Consider the following 18,002-nt stretch of genomic DNA (forward strand, 5'->3'; position numbering starts at 1 on the left):
GTGTACCGTGCTTGCCGGTTAGGCACGCCGAGCGCCCAGCTCGCGCTCCAGTAGCTCCATAGCTACCTCGGTAGCGCTGCGATGATCCATCTCGCCGGTGGACTGCGCGGCCTCCATCATGTCGCGCTCTTCGTCGTCGCGGGTATAGGCCGGCGGCTCCTCGGGCGGAGCGGCAAAGTCCGGCTCAGGCTCGGGCGGCAGCGGCACGCCGTTGCTGAACTGCGATTCATCGCGCTGCTTGGCAGCCTGCGTCGCCCGTGCGATGCGCGAGCGCCACCCGGGCGCGCTTTCCGGTTTACTCTCCGCCTCCTGGTCGTCGGCAGGCTCGCGCGCCGGCGGATTAGGCTTCCACGCTTCTTTGCTCTGCGGCGGCCGCGGGGCATCGAAACCGGCGGTCTTCGGGTCGGTACCCACCACACAGGTCACGGCCACATCGCGCTGGAACTCCTCCTTGAGCACCTCCACGATGACGGCGTTATTGGCGGGCGCGTTGATGCGCTCGGCCAGCGCGCCGGTGGTGTGTCCCAGCGTCAGGGTGCCATCGCGGAAGCCAAGCACGCGGGCTTCGGCCAGCATGATTTCGGCCACCTTATTCCGCTTTCCGACGCTCCCCCTCAACGCCACCCATTTCTCCCTCACGGCCTCTGCGAAGTCGCCTGTCGGCTCTTCCGCCGCCTGCGGCTGCGCCATTTCCGACGCCTTCTCTGCGCCAGACTCCGGCTTGGTTTCCTGGGCAGATTCCTCTGCACGGGCCGGAACGGGCTTCTCCAGTGGCTCGCGATGCTTCTCCTCAGCCGACGCTGAGTGCGACGCCTCACTCTGCGCCGACTGCGCCGATTGCTGCTCGGGCACCTCTGCCTGCGGGATTTTCCGCTCACGCTGCCACGGGTCCCCAGCCTCTTGCTGCTGCGGTTGCGGCTCTTGGTTCTGAGGCTTCTGCGTGCGTTGCGCCTCGGCGGCCGCCGGCTGCTCGGGTTGCGCCTTCGGCTGCGCATCCGGTTGCGATTCCGGTTGGGACGGGACCTGCGGCTGCGGCTGGTTGGCCGGTGCAGAGGTTGGAGCAGAAGAAGGGGCAGAAGCCTGCTGCTCCTGGGACTTAGCGCGGCGGCGAGCGATGATGGCGGCCGCGGCGGACTGGGGGTCTTGGGCACCGGCAACGGCGGAGTTGGCCGCGGGAGCACCGCCCGGGGTCGCTGGGCCAGCCGGCGCGGGCGAGACCGCAGCAGCATTGGCAGCGGGGGCGGTAGCCGCTGCGGGTGCTGGCGCGGAAGCAGCCGGACCGGTGGATCCGATAAGCAGGTGCGCGCACATGATTTCCAGCAGCAGGCGCGGTGAAGTCGCACCGGTGAGGTCGCTGATGCGGTCGTTGACCGTGGAGGCCAGGTAAGTTAGCTGCGGGCCGGAAAAGCGCTGCGCCTGGGCGGTGAGCACGGAGGCGCGGTCGGTGGGCGCGGAGACGAGGCCGGCTTCGATGGCGCCGGGCACGGCCTGCAGAATCATCAAATCGCGCAAACGGTCAAGCAAATCGACGGCGAAGCGGCGCGGGTCGTGGCCGGCCTCGATGACGTGGTCGACCATCGCGAAGAGGCCGGGTTTGTCTTGGTTGGCGAGGGTTTCGATGGCGTCGTCAAGCAGCGAGACATCGGTGACACCCAAAAGCGGCCGGGCAAGGTCATAGGTCAGGCCATCGGGCCCGGCGCCGGCCAGCAGCTGGTCCAGCAGAGACAAAGTATCGCGCGGGGAACCGCCGCCCGCCTCAATGACCATGGGGTACACGGCGTCTTCGACATGCACGCCTTCGGCCGCAACGGTGCGCTGCAGCAGGCCCTTCATGGCCGGCGGGGTCAGCAGGCGGAAGGGATAGTGGTGGGTACGCGAGCGAATGGTGCCGATGATTTTCTCCGGCTCCGTGGTCGCGAAGATGAAAATGACGTGCTCGGGCGGCTCCTCCACCACCTTGAGCAGCGCGTTCGCACCGGAGGGCGAGATCATATGCGCCTCGTCAATAATGAAGATGCGGTAGCGCGATTCGGCCGGAGCGTAGTAGGCGCGGTCGCGCAGCTCGCGCATGTCCTCCACGCCGTTGTGCGAGGCGGCGTCGAGCTCCGTCACGTCCAGGTTGCCCGGGCCGCCGGGGGCGAGGGAGACGCAGGAATCGCATTTGCCGCACGGCGTCGAGGTCGGCCCGTGCTCGCAGTTGAGCGAACGGGCCATAATCCGCGCCGAGGAGGTCTTGCCGCAGCCGCGCGGGCCGGAAAAGAGGTAGGCGTGGTTGATGCGCCCTGCGTCAAGGGCGGCGGATAGCGGCGTGGTGACCTGCTCTTGGCCCACGACCTCCGCGAACGTTGCTGGACGATATTTCCGGTATAAAGCCACGGTTAGCCAGTTTACCGGCTAACCCTCGCGCGACCAGTCCAGCAGGTCAATGCCCTGCTCGGCCACCGCTCCCTGCAGCTTGCCGACGCCCTCTTCTACCCCAAACGCATATTCCGAATCCGTCAGCATGAGCAGCTGCAAGATGAGGGTCAGGCGGCCCTCCTCGCGAAACTGCGGGGTCTGCCCGCCCCACAGGTACGGGGCGATGAACAGTCCGTGGTGCACGGTGATATCTGGGACGTCAAGGATGGACGGCAGCATCACGCCCGGCTGCGCCGGCAGCAGGCCGCCGGCCTTTTCGAAGGTGTCAGCCGCGGCGTTGATGGCGGCGGCCACCTCGGGCTGCCCGGTGCGTGCCACCGTGAGCAGCTCGCAGCGCACATCGGTGCCGTCGTCCTGGCTTTGCAGGCCGGTGTCGGTGGTGTTGAAGGTGGTGGTGAGGGCGAGCGATTGGGCGTCGGCAAGCGAGGCAAGGCCTAGCCGGCGCTTATCGACGTAGCGGAACTCCAGCGGCGCCGGGATAATCTCGCTCAGCCACAGGGCAGACTCGTCGGCGTTGATTTTAGGCCCCCAGCTTCTCCACGGCGGCGAGCAGGACGCAGGTGGCAACGCCGTCCATCGCGGCCTCGACCTCTTCCTGCGGCGGCAGGGTTGGGGCGAGGCGGATATTGCGGTCGTTATCGTCCTGACCATAAGGGAAGGCGGATCCGGCCTGAGTGAGCAGGATGCCGGCATCGCGCGCGAGCTCCCAGACGCGGTTGGCGGTGCCGTCGACGACGTCGAGGGAGATGAAGTAGCCGCCCTTCGGGTTGGTCCACTGCGCCACCTCGTACTCGCCGAGGCGCTTGTCCAGGATGCGCAGCACGGCATCGAACTTGGGCTTAATCAGCGCTGCGTGGCGGCGCATCACGGCGCGCACGCCCTCGGCAGAGCCGAAGAACTCGTGGTGCGCCAGCTGGTTAATCTTATTGGGGCCGATGCCGCGGATGCCCGCGTGCTCCAGGTACCACTCGAGGTTGTCCTCCGAGGTGCCGAAGAAGCCCACGCCCGCGCCCGCGAAGGTGATCTTCGAGGTAGAGGACATGGCCCAGAAGCGGTTCGGGTTGCCTTCTTCCGCAGCGATATCCAGAATCGGCAGGATTTCCGGGAAGTCCTCGGTCAGGGTGTGCACGGCGTAGGCGTTATCCCACACGATGCGGAAGTCCGGCGCGCCGGCCTCCATGCGGGCGAGGCGGCGGGCCTTGTCTTCAGAAATCACAGCGCCGGTGGGGTTAGCGAACATCGGCACTACCCACATGCCCTTGACTGCCGGATCCGCCACCAGCTTTTCGACGGCCTCTACATCCGGCCCGTCCTCCTCCATTGGCACCGTGACCAGCTCGAAGCCGAACTGCTCCGTGATGGCAAAGTGACGGTCGTAGCCCGGCACCGGGCAAATCCACTTGAGCTTTTCTTCCTTGCTCCACGGCTTCACGGAATCATTGGTGCCGAAGAGAAACGCCCAAGAAATCAGGTCGAACATGATGTTCAGCGAGGACGAGTCTGCGGCAACCAGCAGCTCTGGGTCCATGTTGGTCAGCTTGCCCCAGATATCGCGCAGTTCTTTGATGCCCTTTTGGTTGCCGTAGTTACGCAGGTCGTTTCCGGCCGCGTCGGTGTAATGGCCTAGGCCGGGCAAAGCGAGGAGATCGTTGGAGAGGTCCAGCTGCGCCTTCGCCGGCTTGCCGCGGGTCAGGTCCAATTTCAGGCCCTTAGCCTTAAGATCCTCGTAGTCCTTACGGACCTGGGCGGCGAGCTCCGCGAGTTCGGACGATTCCAAAGTAAGAAGCGACATGCGTATGTCTACCTTCCATGTATAGGGCGACTTTTAGCCCCCAATAGTAACGCACGCCATACAAAAAGGGGACCCCGCGCACCCGCCAGAGCCTCCTGACCCTTGCTGCATTCCTGCCCTGGGGGAGTTCAGAGGATGGACGCCACGCGGAATCCTGCCCCATACTTTAACGCCCGCGCGCCGGTTTAGCCAAATGGGCCTCCGGCCGCACGGGCTACCACCGCCCACCGGCGCGCAACCCAAGGACTATCCGACACAAACGGCATTAGATCGCCAGAAATAGGCCCTGACCTGGCGATTGGTAAAATAATTGCCACGGCTGCTAATGTTTCTTCTCGGAGGATTCGACTAGCGGCCTATGTCACACGCCTGGAACGCGTGCGGGGTTCACGCCCCTCGTGGGTTCAAATCCCACATCCTCCGCCAAAGGAAATCCCGGCTCCTGCTTCACCGCACGGAGCCGGGATTTTTGTTGTATACGGGCGCGCGGCCGCGCTTGCCGACGCCGCTATCCCTAATCGATGACCGGCGGCTCGTAGCCATCCGCCTTCAGCCACGCGACGTGCGGCGGCGTATTCATCCCCCACTCAGTGCGCGCCCAGAGGAAAGCCTGGGAGACCTCGGCCTCGGAATAGCCGCCATCGCGCAGGTATTGCCGGAATCCGTTCGGGCCCGAGTCTTTGATCCAGAGCCAGACGTAGTCGTCGAGGGAGTCGTCGGCAAGCAAGCCCTCCAGCCCGGTCGGAACGAATTCGCGCTCGGCGCGCACGCGGTCCGCTAGGTCCTGGTCAAGGAAGTCGTAGAGGTAATCCAGCGCGTCCTCAAGCTGCGCATAATCGAAGGGATCCATGCCGCCCAGCCTAGTGGCGCTTGGTGCCCAAGACCATGCGGTCAATTTCCTCGAGCACCTCATCCACAATGGCTGGGTTATAGGCCCGGTAGCCGCGCATGCGTAGCAGCTCCTCCTGTGCGGCCGCCAGGGCAGTCCGGCGGGCCTCCAACGCCACATGGCGGGCCTGCCAGGCGCGCTGTACGCGGGAATCATCGGAGACATCCTCGCCATCGCCCAGCCGGTCCTCGAACCACTTGATAACGTTGGCGGAAATTTCAGGGTCGACCTTCTCGGCGTCGGCAGTAATGTGGCCGTCCGGCCGGAAGTGCGACAGGGCCTCGATGCTGGCCGCACGCGCGCGGCTCACCACGGCGGCGCGCATCTTATCGCTGGCAATCTGGGAGGCTTCCGTAAGGTCGAGGCGCTCCATCAGCCACGGCAAGAGCAGGCCGGGCACCACCATCGTGACCAGCAAGACGGTCAACGCGATGACGGCAAGCTCGTGGTGGAAACTGAATACACCGGCCGGGATAGACAGCACCAGCGCCAAGGTGACTAGGCCGCGCATGCCGGACCACGTCATCAGCAACACCTCCTGCAGGCGCAGCGGCGCCACGCGCGGGCGGCCGCGGGAGACGTTGATGCGGTAATAGATGTACATCCACACCAAGCGGACGACGAAAGCCACAAGGGACAAGATGACACCCACCACCACGGAGTGCCACAGGTCCGAACCCACTTCCCCAATGGCGGTATTGACCGTCAGGCCAATGAGCCCGAAAGCCACGCCGGTAAAGAGCAGCTCGATGGTCTCCCAGAAGGCCTGGCCGGACAGGCGGTCCTCGGCCTGAATATCGGCACGGGAATTAAGCTCCACGGCCGCAATGACCACGGCGATAACGCCGGAGGCGCCGAGTTCCTCCGAGATGAGATAGACCGCAAACGGCGTCACCCAAGTCAACGCGTTGCGCGCGGTGACGTCGTGGACGTGGGTGATAAACAGGGCCACCAGCCGGCCGACGACCCAACCCAGGCCGCCCGCCACGAATGCGGAGTAGAAGAAGTTGAGTACGCCGCCGCCGAAGGAGAGCTCATCGCCTTGGGTCACGGCCGTCAGCGCGAGATTGAAGGCGACGATAGAAGCGGCGTCGTTAAACAAGCCCTCGGTCTGCAAGGTGGTGATGATGCGGCGCGGGATGCCGGCGGGCTCGGCCACGGCGTCAACGGCAACGGGGTCCGGCGGGGCGATGGCCGCGCCGATGAGGATGGCCGCGGCCAGGCTGATGCCGGGCAGGAAGGCATAGGCCGTGAAGCCAACGGCCAGCGTGGTGGCGACCACCAGCAGCACGGACAGGCTCAAGATGGTCACCCATTGCTCGCGGATAACACCCCACGAGGTGCGCCGGGCCAGCGCCCACAGCAGCGGCGGCAGGAAGATGGGCAGGATGAGCTCGGTAGGCGGTTCAAACTGGGGCAGGCCGGGCACGAAGACCGCGCAGGCGGTAATGATCGTCAGCAGGGCCGGCCACGGCAGCCCAATCTTGTCACCGATGGCGACGACGAACACGGTCAACAGCATGAGCCCAATGAGCACCAGAAGAACGTCCATGGGCCCAGATTTTACCCGCGCCAGGTATAGGGCTCAGGGCTTAAGCGCTCGGGCGCGAATTGCGCGAGCAGATCCGCGGCACTGTGAGCTTCGTACCCCAGCGAGGCCGCCAGCTGCTTGACGACGTCCCCCTCATTCCCCATCTCCCGCATGGTCACCGCGCCATCGCGCTTGGCCAGGCGCTCGCCGGATGCATTGAGCACGAGCGGGACGTGGATGTACTCCGGCGGTTCGATGCCGAGCAGCGAGGCGAGGTAAGCCTGGCGCGGCGCGGAGGAGAGCAGATCATCACCGCGGACCACTTGGTCGATGCCTTGGTAGGCATCATCGACGACGACGGCCAGGTTATAAGCCCAGCCAGTGTCTTGGCCGCCACGGCGCAGGATGAAGTCATCGACGTCGCCCGTATAGGTGCCGTGGAGGGCGTCGTGGATGGTGAATGTGGGGACGTCGGCAAGCAGGCGAAGGGCGGGCTGGCGATTCTGGGCCGCAAGCTCGGCACGCTTGACCGCGCGCTGGTCTTCGGTGAGGTTGCGGCAGGTGCCCGGGTACTGGCCGGGAATGGCGTGCGGGGCGCGGGAGGCCTCACGGATATCCTTGCGGGAGCAATAGCACTCGTAGGTGGGCAGCTGGGCCAGAGCCTGTTCATAGGCGACGTCGCGGTCGTGCTGGTAGATGACCTCACCGTCCCAGTCCAGCCCGAGCGCGCGCAGATCCGCAAGCTGGCGCTCGGCCGACTCCTGGGAAGAGCGCTGCTTATCGATGTCCTCCACGCGCACCACAAAGCGCCTGCCCGTCGACCGGGCGAAAAGCCACGCCAGAAACGCCGTGCGGAGGTTGCCAAAGTGCAGATCGCCCGAGGGGCTGGGCGCGTAACGGCCGGCGCCGGTGGTCGCGGAATTCATGCCCACAGTCTACGGGCTGGCACAATGGCGGGCATGGAAAAATCGAACGGCGCTGAGGTGCGCTTCATTCCCGTCCGCTCCACCCTCTACCCCTGGCTGGTCACCGTGTTTGTGGTGACCTTCCTGATTTCTAATATCAACGCCACCAAGGGCGTGCAGCTCGGCCCGCTGGTCACCGACGGCGCCTTTTTCCTCTTCCCGCTGGCCTATATCGTCGGCGATGTGCTCTCGGAGTGCTATGGCTTCAAGTCCACCCGGCGCGCGGTCTACATCGGCTTCGCGATGGCCATCCTGGCGGCCGTGTGTTTCTATATCGCCATCTGGCTGCCGGCGGCTGATTTCTACGAGGGCCAGGAGGCCTTCGCCGCCACCCTTGGCCTGATGCCGCAGATCCTGGCCGCCTCGCTGGCCGGCTACCTGGTGGGCCAGTTGCTGAATGCCTGGACGCTAACCGCGATGAAGAAGCGCTCCGGCGAAAAGGGCCTCTTTGCGCGCCTTATCGCCTCCACAGTGGTGGGCGAGTTCGGCGATACGCTGCTCTTTTGCGCCATCGCCGCGCCGGTTATCGGCGTAGACACCGTGGGCGGGTTCATCAATTACGTCATCGTGGGCTTCGTATGGAAGACCCTGATGGAGGCCGTCATGCTGCCGGTGACGGCCGCGGTCATTAAGTGGGTAAAGAAGCGCGAGGACTACTTGCCGGCGTAGTACCGGCCGAGGAATTCATCGCGGTAGGCCTCGTAGTAGCCGCCGTCGATGGCGGCGCGGATATTATCCACCAGGCGAATCATGAACTCCACGTTGTGGATGGTGCACAGCGTGCCGGCGAGGAATTCCTTCGCCTTGAGCAGGTGGTGCAGGTATGCGCGGGAGTAATTCTCGGATACGTATCCGCCGAATTCCTCGTCGACGCCGGCAAAGTCCCGCTTGAAGCGCGCATTGGTAAGGTTCATGCGGCCGTCGAGAGTGTAGACGCCGCCGCGGCGCGCCAGACGAGTGGGCGCCACACAGTCGAAGGTATCGGCGCCCGCCTCGACGGCGGTGAAGATATCGTCCGGCTCGGAGATGCCGAGCAGGTGGCGCGGCTTGTCCTCGGGTAGCTCATCGCAGACCCAGCCGACGATGGTGCCCAGGTTTTCCTTTTCCAGCGCGCCGCCGATGCCGAAGCCGCCGAAGCCACGCTTGCCGTCCTCGCGGGCGGCGCGGTCGAGGTCGAGCAGGCCGCGGGTGGCCTGGCGGCGCAGGTCCTCGTACTGCGCGCCTTGGACCACGCCCCACAGCGACTGCTTCGGGCGGTGGGCGCGCTCGCGGGTGAGGCGATCGTGCTCATCCAGGCAGCGTTTAGCCCAGCGGTGCGTGCGCGCGACGGATTCCTCCTGGTAGGTGCGCGTATCAACCAGCGTGGTCAGCTCGTCGAAGGCAAACATGATGTCTGCGCCCAGCCCGTGTTGGATCTGCATGGACTTCTCGGGGGTAAAGCGGTGCTTGGAACCATCGATGACGGATTTAAAATCCACGCCGTCCTCGTCCACCTGCGCCATGCGTTCCTTCTTGGCGGCGCGGATATCCTTATCGCTGAGATCCGCAACGTCCATCGCAAGGACCTTTTTGAAGCCCACGCCCAGGGACATGACCTGGAATCCGCCGGAGTCGGTATAGGTCGGGCCATGCCAGTTTTCAAACTCGGCCACGCCGCCGGCCTCGTCCACGATGTCGTGGCCCGGCTGCAGGTAGAGGTGGTACGCATTCGACAAGATGGCCTGCGCACCAGTGGAGCGAATTTGTTCCGGGGTCAGCGTCTTGACCGTGGCTTTGGTGGCCACCGGGATGAAGGCGGGGGTCTGGATATCACCGTGCGGGGTGTGGATGACACCGCTGCGGCCGTGCTTGCCGGGGCCTTCGGGCAGGCGCTTGCCGACGTCGAAACTCAAGTCCATCTTTACTCTTCTTCCTTGTGTGCAGGGCTAGGGGTTGGGCTAGGGGTAGCGTGTTTAGCTTCCCATTCTTCTTCCAGGGCGGTGCCTTCGATATCCAGGGTGGGCAGAATCTTCTCCAACCACTTTGGCATCCACCACGTCGCGCGGCCCATGAGGAACATGGTGGCGGGGACGAGGGTCATGCGGATAAAGAAGGCGTCGAAAAGCACGCCGGCGGCCAAGGCAAAGCCAAAGATCTGAATGAAAGGCAGCGGCTGATTAATAAAGGCCACGAAGACCGAAATCATAATAATGGCCGCGGCCGTGACCACGCGGGCGCCCTGGGTAAAGCCGGTGATAGTGGCCTCGTCCACGGCGCTATATCGCCCGCCGGTGCCCTCCGGATGCCGCGAGATATGCTCGCGCATGCGGGTGACCAAAAAGACCTGGTAGTCCATCGCGAGGCCAAAGGTCACGCCGATGAGGAAGATCGGCATGAAGGAAATCAGCGGGCCCGGCGCGGGGACTAGGTCCCACAGGCCTTCCTGCCAGACCAGGACGGTCAGGCCGAAGGCGCCGCCGACGGACAGCAGGAAGCCCAGGCCCGCAACCAGCGGCACCAGGATGGAGCGGAAGACCAAAAGCAGCAGCACGATGGCCAGGCCCACGACGATGGCCAGGTACGGCGCCATGGCTTCCTCGAGGCGCTCGGTGATATCGAGCTGCACGGCAGTCAGGCCGGTCAAGCCGATGTCGGTGCCGGTGGCATCCTCGATCTCGCTGGTGGCCGAGCGCAGCGCGTGCGCAACGTTGACCGTCGCGGCGTCAGTCGGCGCGGTGTCTGGCGTGACCATGATCTGTGCGGCGCGCTTGTCCTCGCTGAGGCCGACGATCTGCGCGTGTTTGACGCCGCCCAGGCCCTTGAGCTGGTCCGCGGTGTACAGGAAGGACGCGAGCGCGGCCTTATCCTCCGGCGAGGCATTGTCCGCATCGCCTTCCGCGGTATCTACAACCTCAGCGACCGGGGCGATTTCCGGCTCGGCCTCGGGCTGGTCCGGCTGCGGCTGCTCAGGGGCTACGTCTTCCGGCGCCACGTCTTCCGGTGCAGCGTCCTCGGGCGCGGCCTCCGCGTCTGGGGCGGGGGCGGGCGTGGGGGCTGGTTCGGACTGGGATTGGGCGTCGACAAGCGGGGCGAGGGCGCCGGCATCCGCGTTGACCGTGTGGGCATCGACCACGGCGAGGAAGGGGCCGTTGACGCCGGGTCCGAAGCCCTCGGACATGATGTCGGCAGCCTTGCGCTGGGTGGTATCGGGATTGGAGGTGGTATCGGCCGGAAGGGCGAGCTCCATGTGGAGCACCGGCGCGGTCATCGCGCCCAGGGAGAGCACAACCAACGCCATGGCCAGGCCGGGGACCTTCTGGACCAGGCGCACCCAGCGGTTGCCCATGGTGGGACCACGGCGGCGCTTGCCCTTACGGGTCGGGTTGCCGGCCACGCCGGGGATGCGGCCATTGAAGGCCTTATCGCCCAGCAAGCCGAGCATCGCGGGGATGAGCGTAAGCGACACCAATACGGCGATGGCGACGGTGCCGGCGGCAGCCAAGCCCATGGCCGTCAGGAAGCCAATGCGCGCAATGAGGAGCGCGAAGAGCGCAGTAAAGACGGTCGCGCCGGCAAAGACCACGGAGGAGCCGGCGGTTCCCACCGCCATGCCTGCGGCATCGGGCCCATCCATGCGGCGGCGCTCGGCACGGTAGCGGGAAAGGATAAACAGTGCATAGTCAATGCCCACGGCAAGGCCAATCATGATGGCCAGGACCGGGGTCATATTATTGAGCTCAATCCAGTGGGTGGCGATGAACATACCCAGCGCGCCTAGTCCCACGCCGATGACGGCGGACACCAAAGGCATACCCGAAGCAACCAGGGAGCCGAAGGTAAAGATGAGCACGATAAAGGCAACGCCGAGGCCGATGATCTCAGAAGTGGAATTGACCGCGATTTCATCGCCGAAGCCGGCACCATTGCCTTCTACCGTGAGGCCGCGGTCGCGGGCAATGTTCATTGCCTCGGTAACGGTGTCTTTGTCGGCCTGCTCCACGCTATAGGGCGACTCGGCGTCGAAATTGAAGGTGGTATAGGCAATGGTCTCGTCATCATTGACCATGGCGAGGTTGTCCGCGTCCGCACGGGCGGATGCTTCCGGCAGCCCCATATCCGTGAACTGGTGGATCACCTGGTCCTGCAGGCGAGGCGAGACCTCAAGCGGGTTGCCAAAGCGCGTGGTATCGCCCATCTCTAGGTTGTCCTCGAGGTAGGAGATGGTGGCGTCGATGGCCTCGCGGTTGGCGGGATCAGAAAGCTTCTGGCCGTCTGGGGCCTTGAAGACCACGTTGACCGAGGGCGAGTTGGCAGGATTGCCGCCCTCTGGGAAGAGGTCCATGGTCTTGTAGGTGGCGTCGATGGACGGGGTTCCCTTGATGGAGAACTCGCTCGTCATCGGTTTCATCAGCAAGGCGGCGGCACCGCCGACGGCGGCGAGCAGCAGCAGCCATGCCACGATGACCTTCCACTTATGGAGGAAAGACCAGCGCCCAAGACGATAAAGCAGTTTAGCCACGGGTAGATGTACCTTCGCATTCGCGTGGGGGACGGGTTGAACTTTGCCCTAGTGTAGTGGCCATACCCCACAATCCCCTATCGCGAAGCCACCTGCGTCCCAGTTTTCACAGCTGGCGGCCAGCCAGCCGGATTCCCCGTGCCTGCCGGAAAATTGGGCAAAAGAAAATCCCGACCTGCGTAAACAGGCCGGGATCCCGGTGCGGTGGCGGCGGGATTTGAACCCGCGGTTGGGGGTTACCCAACAATCGCTTTCGAGGCGATCACCTTCGGCCGCTCGGACACGCCACCGCGTTCCAGATTACGGGAGTGGGCCCGAGCGACAAAATCGCTGCGCCGGCGGGGTGCCAGCGCAGCGATATGAGAAACGGGGACGAGGATTAGTCGTCCTTCAGGCCACCGATAACCTCGTTGGCCTTGTCCTTGATGCCTTCGGCAGCGTCAGACAGCTTGTCCTTAGCCTCGGAGGTGACCTGGTCGGCCTTGCCCTCGTTAGCTACGTCCTTGTTGTCGGTAGCTTCGCCGTAGGCTTCCTTTGCCTTGCCTACAAGGCCATCCTTCTTGTTTTCCAAATCGCCCATGTTCACTCCTTTGAGTAGACGGTTGTTGTATGACAACCAGTGTACGCACGTTTAGCGCAGGCCGTCGAAGAAGTTTCGGAGCAACCCAGCGCATTCGTCTTCGAGCACGCCGCCGCGGACCTGCGGGGTAAAGGGGGCGGTGGGGGCACGCAGGACATCGATAAGCGAGCCGCACGCGCCGGTCTTGGGCTCGAAGGCGCCAAAGACCACGGAAGAAACACGGGCAGCTTGCAAGGCGCCGGCGCACATGGCGCAGGGTTCTAGGGTGACGACGAGTTCGCAGCCGGAAAGCCGCCAGCCATCGCCGTGCACGCGAACGGCCTGGCGAATGGCCTCGACCTCGGCGTGGGCGGTCGGGTCCGCAAGCTCTTCGCGGCGGTTGACGCCGGTGGCAAGTTCGGTTCCGGTGGCGTCGTAAAGCACCGCACCCACGGGGACGTCGCCGGCCGGCGTACGCTTGGCGACGTCGAGGGCGCGGCGCATCCGAGCCTCAGCGCGCAGCAAGAGCTCAGGCGTTAACAATGACGTCTTCCAACTCATCGCCAAAGCCGAGCTCGCCGGCGATGCGCAGCAACATATCGGAAGGCCAGTCCTCATCATTGTCAATGATGTAGCCCACCTGGTCCTCGGATAGACCAAGGTCAGCGAAGATATCGAAATCGCCCTCGCCATAAGGATCGGCCTCTTCGGGGTCCACATCCGGGATTTCATGATCGTTGATATCCATGAAATCGGCGGCGAAGTCATCGTCCACGCCATAGGTAGCATCCGAGATGAGCATCTTCACCCCGCCCGGCGCTGGGCGCACGGCAATAAAATAGGCATCCTCCACGCACAGCAGCGCGAACGCAGCACCCTCGGAACGCAGGCTGCGCACCGCATTGATGGAGGTCTGTGGATCCTCAAAGTCATCGTTGAAGCTGCGCACCAGCCATTGGCCCGCGTTGCGGGCGACGGTTACTGCGAAGGAGTAATTTTCGTTGCTCATACCTCGTGAGATTAGTCGTGTTGTGCCACAATTGTCATCGTGAGTTCTCAAGATGTTCAACGCCCTATCTGCATTATTGGCCTCGGCCTCATCGGCGGCTCTTTGCTGCGCGATCTCGCCGGATACAATCACCCCGTTTTTGGCTACAACCACTCCACGTCCGGCGCCCGCACTGCAGTAAAGCAGGGTTTTGACGTCACCGATGATCTTCCGGCGATTTTGACCCGCGCGGAGACGGAGAACGCGCTCATTGTCATAGCCGTGCCTATGGGCGCGGTGGGCGAGGTGCTTGACGCTATTCAGGAGCACGCGCCGAGCTGCGGTATTACGGACGTCGTTTCCGTGAAGACGGCCGTGCGCCAGCAGGTGCTGGAGCGCGGAATGGAGTCGCGCTATGTGGGCGGCCACCCGATGGCGGGCACGTCAAAGTCCGGTTGGGATAACTCGCAGAAGGATTTGTTCCGCCGCGCGGCGTGGGGCATTACCTATGACTACGCCGCCGAGTGCGAGGCGCGCGGGGAAAAGATTCCGAAGCAGTGGATTGAGACCTTCACCGAGGTCGTGCGCATGACCCAGATGGTGCACGCAGAGGCTGTGCCTATCCGCGTGGCTAATCACGATGCCGCGGTGGCGCGCATTTCCCACCTGCCACACGTCTTTGCGGAGATCCTCGCCGTGGTGGGCGATAACGGCGGAATCCTGGCGCAGTCCCTGTCTGCCGGTTCTTTCAAGGACGCTACCCGCGTGGCCGGCACTCACCCGGAGCTGGTGCAGCAGATGTGCGAGACCAATGCGCCGGCGTTGGTGGAGGCATTGGACGAGGCCTTGGGCTTGCTGCACGACGCCCGCGAGAAGCTCGACTCCCCTGAGCCTTCCATCGCTGAACTTACCGACGCCGGCTACCGCGCCCGCACCCGCATCGATGCCCGCTCCGGCGCGCGCAAGGAATCGGTCTCCCCGGTCAAGATTTCTTCCCGCCCGGTGCTGCGCCTGCACCCAGGCGGCCCGAAGTGGGTGGCGCAGCTGCGCCAATCCGAGTCCCTGGGCGGACGCATCGAGATTTTCTAGCCCTTGCGGCCGCGGTTGCGCAGGCGGGGAATCCGCGCCAGCACCGCGGCGGCGATCAGGCCGATGGCGGCTATGCCCGCATAGAGCCCCGCACGATCTGCACTGGTCTGCGGGGTTTTCGGCGGTTCAGGGGTGGTCTCTGCGGTAAGGATTGCTTCCTTATCGCGGCCGCTCACCACGCCTTCTACCCAGTCCTTGGTGCCGGCCAGCGTGGTGATTGCCGCGCTTGGCGAGGGCAAGTCCGGATCCCCATTCGCCGTTCCCGCGGTGGCCAAACCGGCAAGCTTTCCGTCGACGAAGAAAGGCCCGCCGGAGTCGCCGCCCTGCATGCCTGCGCGGCCGGTGGAGTGCACATCGAGGATCGCGCTTTCAATCAGCGGCATCGCTTCGCCGGCCGGTACGCTTTCTGTCCCCTCTGGTGCGCTGAGCCCCGGCATGGCCTCGGCCGCGGGAATGCTTTCTCCGCCAGCGGCATCCTCGGCGGCAACCTCGGCGCCAACCTCGGAGGCGTCTGCGGCACCTGGTTCGGTGGAGCTAGCGGGGCCAGCAGGGCCGGCGCCGAGGAGCTCGGCCACTTCCATCTCCGCCTGCGGCAGCTGCCCGCGGCGCGCCATGGATGAACTGCTGCTCCAGCCGTAAAGCGTACCGCGCTGACCGGGTTCTGGCACGTGAGTGGAAATCTCGGCCGGGGTGGTGTCGGTGACGGGGGTGGTGAGGTGGAGAAGGGCGGCGTCGGAAAGCGGGGATAGCGCCCACGAATCGGCGTCGTAGGTGGTGCCATTGATGCGGGCCTGCGTGCCCTCATTGTTGACGGACTCGAGGCAATGGCGCGCGGTAAGCACCCACTGGGCGGCTACGAGGGTGCCGGTGCAATCGCCGAAGCTGCCCACGCGCCCGATTTTCAATTGCGCCACGGTGCGAGACTCCGCTGAGTCTTGGGCCGGCTCGCCGTGTTCGAGGGCACTGGCAGGGGCGGTGGTCAATGCCACGATGCCGGCGGTAAGCAGGGCGGGGAAGATTTTGTGCTGCATGATTAGTCCTTCTTTCCGGCAGGAACGGCGATGGCGATGATCTTAGCGACGGCCCATTCGGCCGGCCCCTTCCCTATCAGGCGGCGCCATAGGCTCGCGAAGACGAGGAAAAGGGCGATAAACGCGCAGGCCCAGCCGGTATTGTGGAGGGAGACGTGGCTCTGCCAGTAGTAAGCGGTGAGCACATGCAGGATGTAGATGCTCAGCGACATCGCCCCCAGCGCAGCAAAGGGATACGCCAGCTTAGGCACCGCTCGACCGATAAGCAGGCATAGATGGAGGACGATGGCGGCGACGGCGATGGATAGGACAATCTCTCCTAGCACGCCGGTGTGGCCGGTAAAGCGCAACCAGCCAGGCATATCCGGGGTAAAGCGGAAGTAAAAGCCGGCTGCCGCAACGGCCGCGGCGATGGCAGTGGACACCCACTGGGCAGCGGCACGGGCGCTGCGGATATAGATCTCATAGAGCAGCATGCCAGCAAGGAAATAGGCACAATAGGCCAGCAGCGGATAGACCTGCGGAAGGGTCAGCGGCGCATATTTTATGGTCGCGGCGGCGGTAGCAGCGGCGAGAAGCAGGAGCTTCCACCACCAGCGCAGCGGCGGGACCCAGGACACCAGGATCATCGTGATGCCGATGACCACGAGGACGATTTGAATCTCACCGCCCACGGGCAGCAGGGCGAGGCCGATAAGTGTGATTATGCAGCCGCGGGCGATGATGCGCAGGAACGTGGTCGCCGTGAAATCGCGGGAAATAAGCATCAACGTGACGCCGGCCAGAACGGCGAATAGTGCGGCGGGCAGGCCATTTAAAGTGACCTTGGTATGCCACACCAAGGAGGCCATATGCAGAACTATCATGCCGATAATCGCAAGTGAGCGGGCTATATCGAGCCCTACAATGCGCGAGGGTGCTAACACCTAGCGTTCTCCTTCAAGACGGAGGGGAACGCGTCACCGCGCTCCCCTTGTTAATAAAGACTTTCTTTTTCTACTAAGCCTGTCTGGGAGGTTGCTGCGAATATTTTATACGTGTCCTGCATTTTATAAGTGGATTGCGTGAGACTTGTGCGGACCTAGTCAGCGGACCTAGTCGCGGAAGGAACTATCGCGGCGCTTGCGCGAACGGGAAGGATCGGCGGCCAGCTTTAGAAGCGGGGCTGCGGCGATGCCGATGGCCAAGCCGGCCAAAAAGAGCCAGAACATGCCAGAGCCCAGCCACAGCATAAGGCCGAGGATGGCGCCGGCGATGAGGCCGGAAACAAGCGAGGAGGTCTTCATAGAAGCGGAACTTAGGTGAGGCGGGCTAAGATACAAGAAAAGCCGCCCGAAGGCGGCTGATTTTGTGCGCCCGGAGGGATTCGAACCCCCAACCTTCTGTTGTTAGCTCACCTGTTTGACCAGGATAGCGGAAGATTGCACGGGTTGCTTTTCGATTGACAGCATACCCTGTATGCAGGACAAATAGCAATTAAATCAAACCACATACAACGGCATACAATCCCCAAAGCGTGTGATTAGTGTGGGATAAAAATAACGTACACATGTGCTACTGTTCGAGGTGTCGGGCTTGGGTATCCGTTGACACCGTTCATCTATTTCGTTCTTCCCAAGCCCGTTTAAGCGTTTTAGGGGTAACTACCACCCGTCTGCGATTCTTCAACGCCTTAGACGGCGATATTGAACAGGCAAAACGCAAACACACCCCGGCCAATACGGCGCTAGGGTGTGCTGATACTAAAAGCGGGTTAGAACTCTAAGTCTGCTCCGGGTAGCTGGGAAACGTCTACCGATTCCGTGGCCCCCGGTTCCGGTGCATTCAACTGTTCGCCTGCACGCTGCAGATAGTTAATCTTTGCGTCTACCGAATGACTAACCGCCTGCACCTTATCTGCATCTTCCTTAGCGGCCTTGTACTCCGGATAGTTATTGAGTGTGTGCCCGTCAATCGCTTCTTGGGATACAAGGCCACGTGCCACGGACTCATTGATTAGCAGGGTGCGGGTTGCCGATGCGGGCATATCGTCGAATGCGGCCAGGGCGGCTTTGCTGTCAAAGTTTGGGCGCTGCATCATGCGGGATACTGCCAGTTCCGCTGCTAGTTGCTCGGTGGCATCGTTGGCGGTGGGAAAGATGGTTTCGCGGTAGTCTGCAGCCTTTTGAAGTGTCCCAGGTTTTGTTCCGTCTGAGTAGATGGGAAAATCTGGAATATGCCAAGAAAATTTGACCAGGATGCA

17 protein-coding genes, 2 tRNA genes and 1 other RNA gene are annotated in these 18,002 nt (G+C 63.6%); 3 read left to right on the plus strand and 17 right to left on the minus strand.

What is annotated here, in order from left to right; genetic code table 11:
* Positions 1 to 18: 18 nt before the first annotated feature.
* The 4 genes from QP909_RS03490 to ffs form a co-directional block, all read right to left on the minus strand.
* On the minus strand, positions 19 to 2,376 hold the full coding sequence (locus tag QP909_RS03490) for a DNA polymerase III subunit gamma and tau (RefSeq protein WP_284766149.1): 2,358 nt from the start codon (positions 2,374 to 2,376) through the stop codon (positions 19 to 21).
* A gap of 18 nt (positions 2,377 to 2,394) precedes the next feature.
* On the minus strand, positions 2,395 to 2,985 hold the full coding sequence (locus QP909_RS03495) for a hypothetical protein (protein WP_284766150.1): 591 nt from the start codon (positions 2,983 to 2,985) through the stop codon (positions 2,395 to 2,397).
* Positions 2,939 to 4,210: an aspartate aminotransferase type Ic gene (locus QP909_RS03500; RefSeq protein WP_284766151.1), complete on the minus strand. Its 1,272-nt coding sequence runs from the start codon at positions 4,208 to 4,210 to the stop codon at positions 2,939 to 2,941. The genes QP909_RS03495 and QP909_RS03500 overlap by 47 nt, the downstream gene beginning before the upstream one ends.
* Positions 4,211 to 4,270: 60 nt before the next feature.
* Positions 4,271 to 4,369, minus strand: an RNA gene (gene ffs, locus QP909_RS03505) — signal recognition particle sRNA small type.
* A gap of 178 nt (positions 4,370 to 4,547) precedes the next feature.
* Between ffs and QP909_RS03510 the strand changes: the two genes are divergently transcribed.
* Positions 4,548 to 4,636: transfer RNA gene (locus tag QP909_RS03510), tRNA-Ser, on the plus strand.
* A gap of 88 nt (positions 4,637 to 4,724) precedes the next feature.
* Here QP909_RS03510 and QP909_RS03515 read toward each other — a convergent pair.
* The 3 genes from QP909_RS03515 to gluQRS are packed head-to-tail and all read right to left on the minus strand — an operon-like array spanning position 4,725 to position 7,556.
* Positions 4,725 to 5,060, minus strand: a complete 336-nt coding sequence (locus QP909_RS03515; protein WP_284766152.1) for a hypothetical protein — start codon at positions 5,058 to 5,060, stop codon at positions 4,725 to 4,727.
* A 10-nt stretch (positions 5,061 to 5,070) separates the two neighbouring features.
* On the minus strand, positions 5,071 to 6,651 hold the full coding sequence (locus QP909_RS03520; RefSeq protein WP_284766153.1) for a cation:proton antiporter: 1,581 nt from the start codon (positions 6,649 to 6,651) through the stop codon (positions 5,071 to 5,073).
* An 11-nt stretch (positions 6,652 to 6,662) separates the two neighbouring features.
* Entirely contained in the window at positions 6,663 to 7,556 is an 894-nt protein-coding gene (gluQRS, locus tag QP909_RS03525; protein ID WP_284766154.1) for a tRNA glutamyl-Q(34) synthetase GluQRS, read from the minus strand.
* A 33-nt stretch (positions 7,557 to 7,589) separates the two neighbouring features.
* On the opposite strand from gluQRS, the gene QP909_RS03530 reads away from it, so the two are divergent.
* On the plus strand, positions 7,590 to 8,264 hold the full coding sequence (locus QP909_RS03530) for a queuosine precursor transporter (RefSeq protein WP_179387271.1): 675 nt from the start codon (positions 7,590 to 7,592) through the stop codon (positions 8,262 to 8,264).
* Here the strand turns inward: QP909_RS03530 and tgt are convergent.
* The 6 genes from tgt to QP909_RS03560 all read right to left on the minus strand — a co-directional run bounded on the left by tgt (position 8,249) and on the right by QP909_RS03560 (position 13,661).
* Positions 8,249 to 9,493, minus strand: coding sequence for a tRNA guanosine(34) transglycosylase Tgt (tgt, locus tag QP909_RS03535; RefSeq protein WP_284766155.1), 1,245 nt, complete (start codon positions 9,491 to 9,493; stop codon positions 8,249 to 8,251). The genes QP909_RS03530 and tgt overlap by 16 nt on opposite strands.
* A gap of 2 nt (positions 9,494 to 9,495) precedes the next feature.
* Positions 9,496 to 12,093 (minus strand): MMPL family transporter, encoded by a 2,598-nt coding sequence (locus tag QP909_RS03540; RefSeq protein WP_284766156.1) that lies wholly within the window; start codon positions 12,091 to 12,093, stop codon positions 9,496 to 9,498.
* A 202-nt stretch (positions 12,094 to 12,295) separates the two neighbouring features.
* A tRNA-Ser gene (locus QP909_RS03545) sits at positions 12,296 to 12,383 on the minus strand.
* 89 nt (positions 12,384 to 12,472) lie between these two features.
* Positions 12,473 to 12,673 (minus strand): CsbD family protein, encoded by a 201-nt coding sequence (locus QP909_RS03550; RefSeq protein ID WP_005323174.1) that lies wholly within the window; start codon positions 12,671 to 12,673, stop codon positions 12,473 to 12,475.
* A 51-nt stretch (positions 12,674 to 12,724) separates the two neighbouring features.
* Positions 12,725 to 13,156 carry a nucleoside deaminase gene (locus QP909_RS03555; protein ID WP_284766170.1) on the minus strand — a complete coding sequence of 144 codons (432 nt, stop codon included), beginning with the start codon at positions 13,154 to 13,156 and terminating at the stop codon, positions 12,725 to 12,727.
* 25 nt (positions 13,157 to 13,181) lie between these two features.
* Positions 13,182 to 13,661, minus strand: a complete 480-nt coding sequence (locus QP909_RS03560) for a tRNA adenosine deaminase-associated protein (RefSeq protein ID WP_284766157.1) — start codon at positions 13,659 to 13,661, stop codon at positions 13,182 to 13,184.
* A gap of 39 nt (positions 13,662 to 13,700) precedes the next feature.
* Here QP909_RS03560 and QP909_RS03565 point away from each other — a divergent pair, with 39 nt between their 5' ends.
* Entirely contained in the window at positions 13,701 to 14,729 is a 1,029-nt protein-coding gene (locus tag QP909_RS03565) for a prephenate dehydrogenase (protein ID WP_284766158.1), read from the plus strand.
* Here the strand turns inward: QP909_RS03565 and QP909_RS03570 are convergent.
* From QP909_RS03570 to QP909_RS03585, 4 genes are all read right to left on the minus strand, one after another.
* Positions 14,726 to 15,760 carry a trypsin-like serine protease gene (locus tag QP909_RS03570; protein ID WP_284766159.1) on the minus strand — a complete coding sequence of 345 codons (1,035 nt, stop codon included), beginning with the start codon at positions 15,758 to 15,760 and terminating at the stop codon, positions 14,726 to 14,728. The two genes, QP909_RS03565 and QP909_RS03570, sit on opposite strands and share 4 nt — an antisense overlap.
* Positions 15,761 to 15,762: 2 nt before the next feature.
* Positions 15,763 to 16,626 carry a DUF418 domain-containing protein gene (locus tag QP909_RS03575; protein ID WP_502868558.1) on the minus strand — a complete coding sequence of 288 codons (864 nt, stop codon included), beginning with the start codon at positions 16,624 to 16,626 and terminating at the stop codon, positions 15,763 to 15,765.
* Between the two features lie 228 nt (positions 16,627 to 16,854).
* Positions 16,855 to 17,046, minus strand: a complete 192-nt coding sequence (locus QP909_RS03580; protein ID WP_284766161.1) for a hypothetical protein — start codon at positions 17,044 to 17,046, stop codon at positions 16,855 to 16,857.
* Positions 17,047 to 17,513: 467 nt separating this feature from the next.
* A partial coding sequence (locus QP909_RS03585; protein WP_284766162.1) for a hypothetical protein occupies positions 17,514 to 18,002 on the minus strand: 489 nt, incomplete at its 5' end.

The organism is Corynebacterium sp. MSK195, from assembly GCF_030228885.1.
GTDB lineage: Bacteria > Actinomycetota > Actinomycetes > Mycobacteriales > Mycobacteriaceae > Corynebacterium.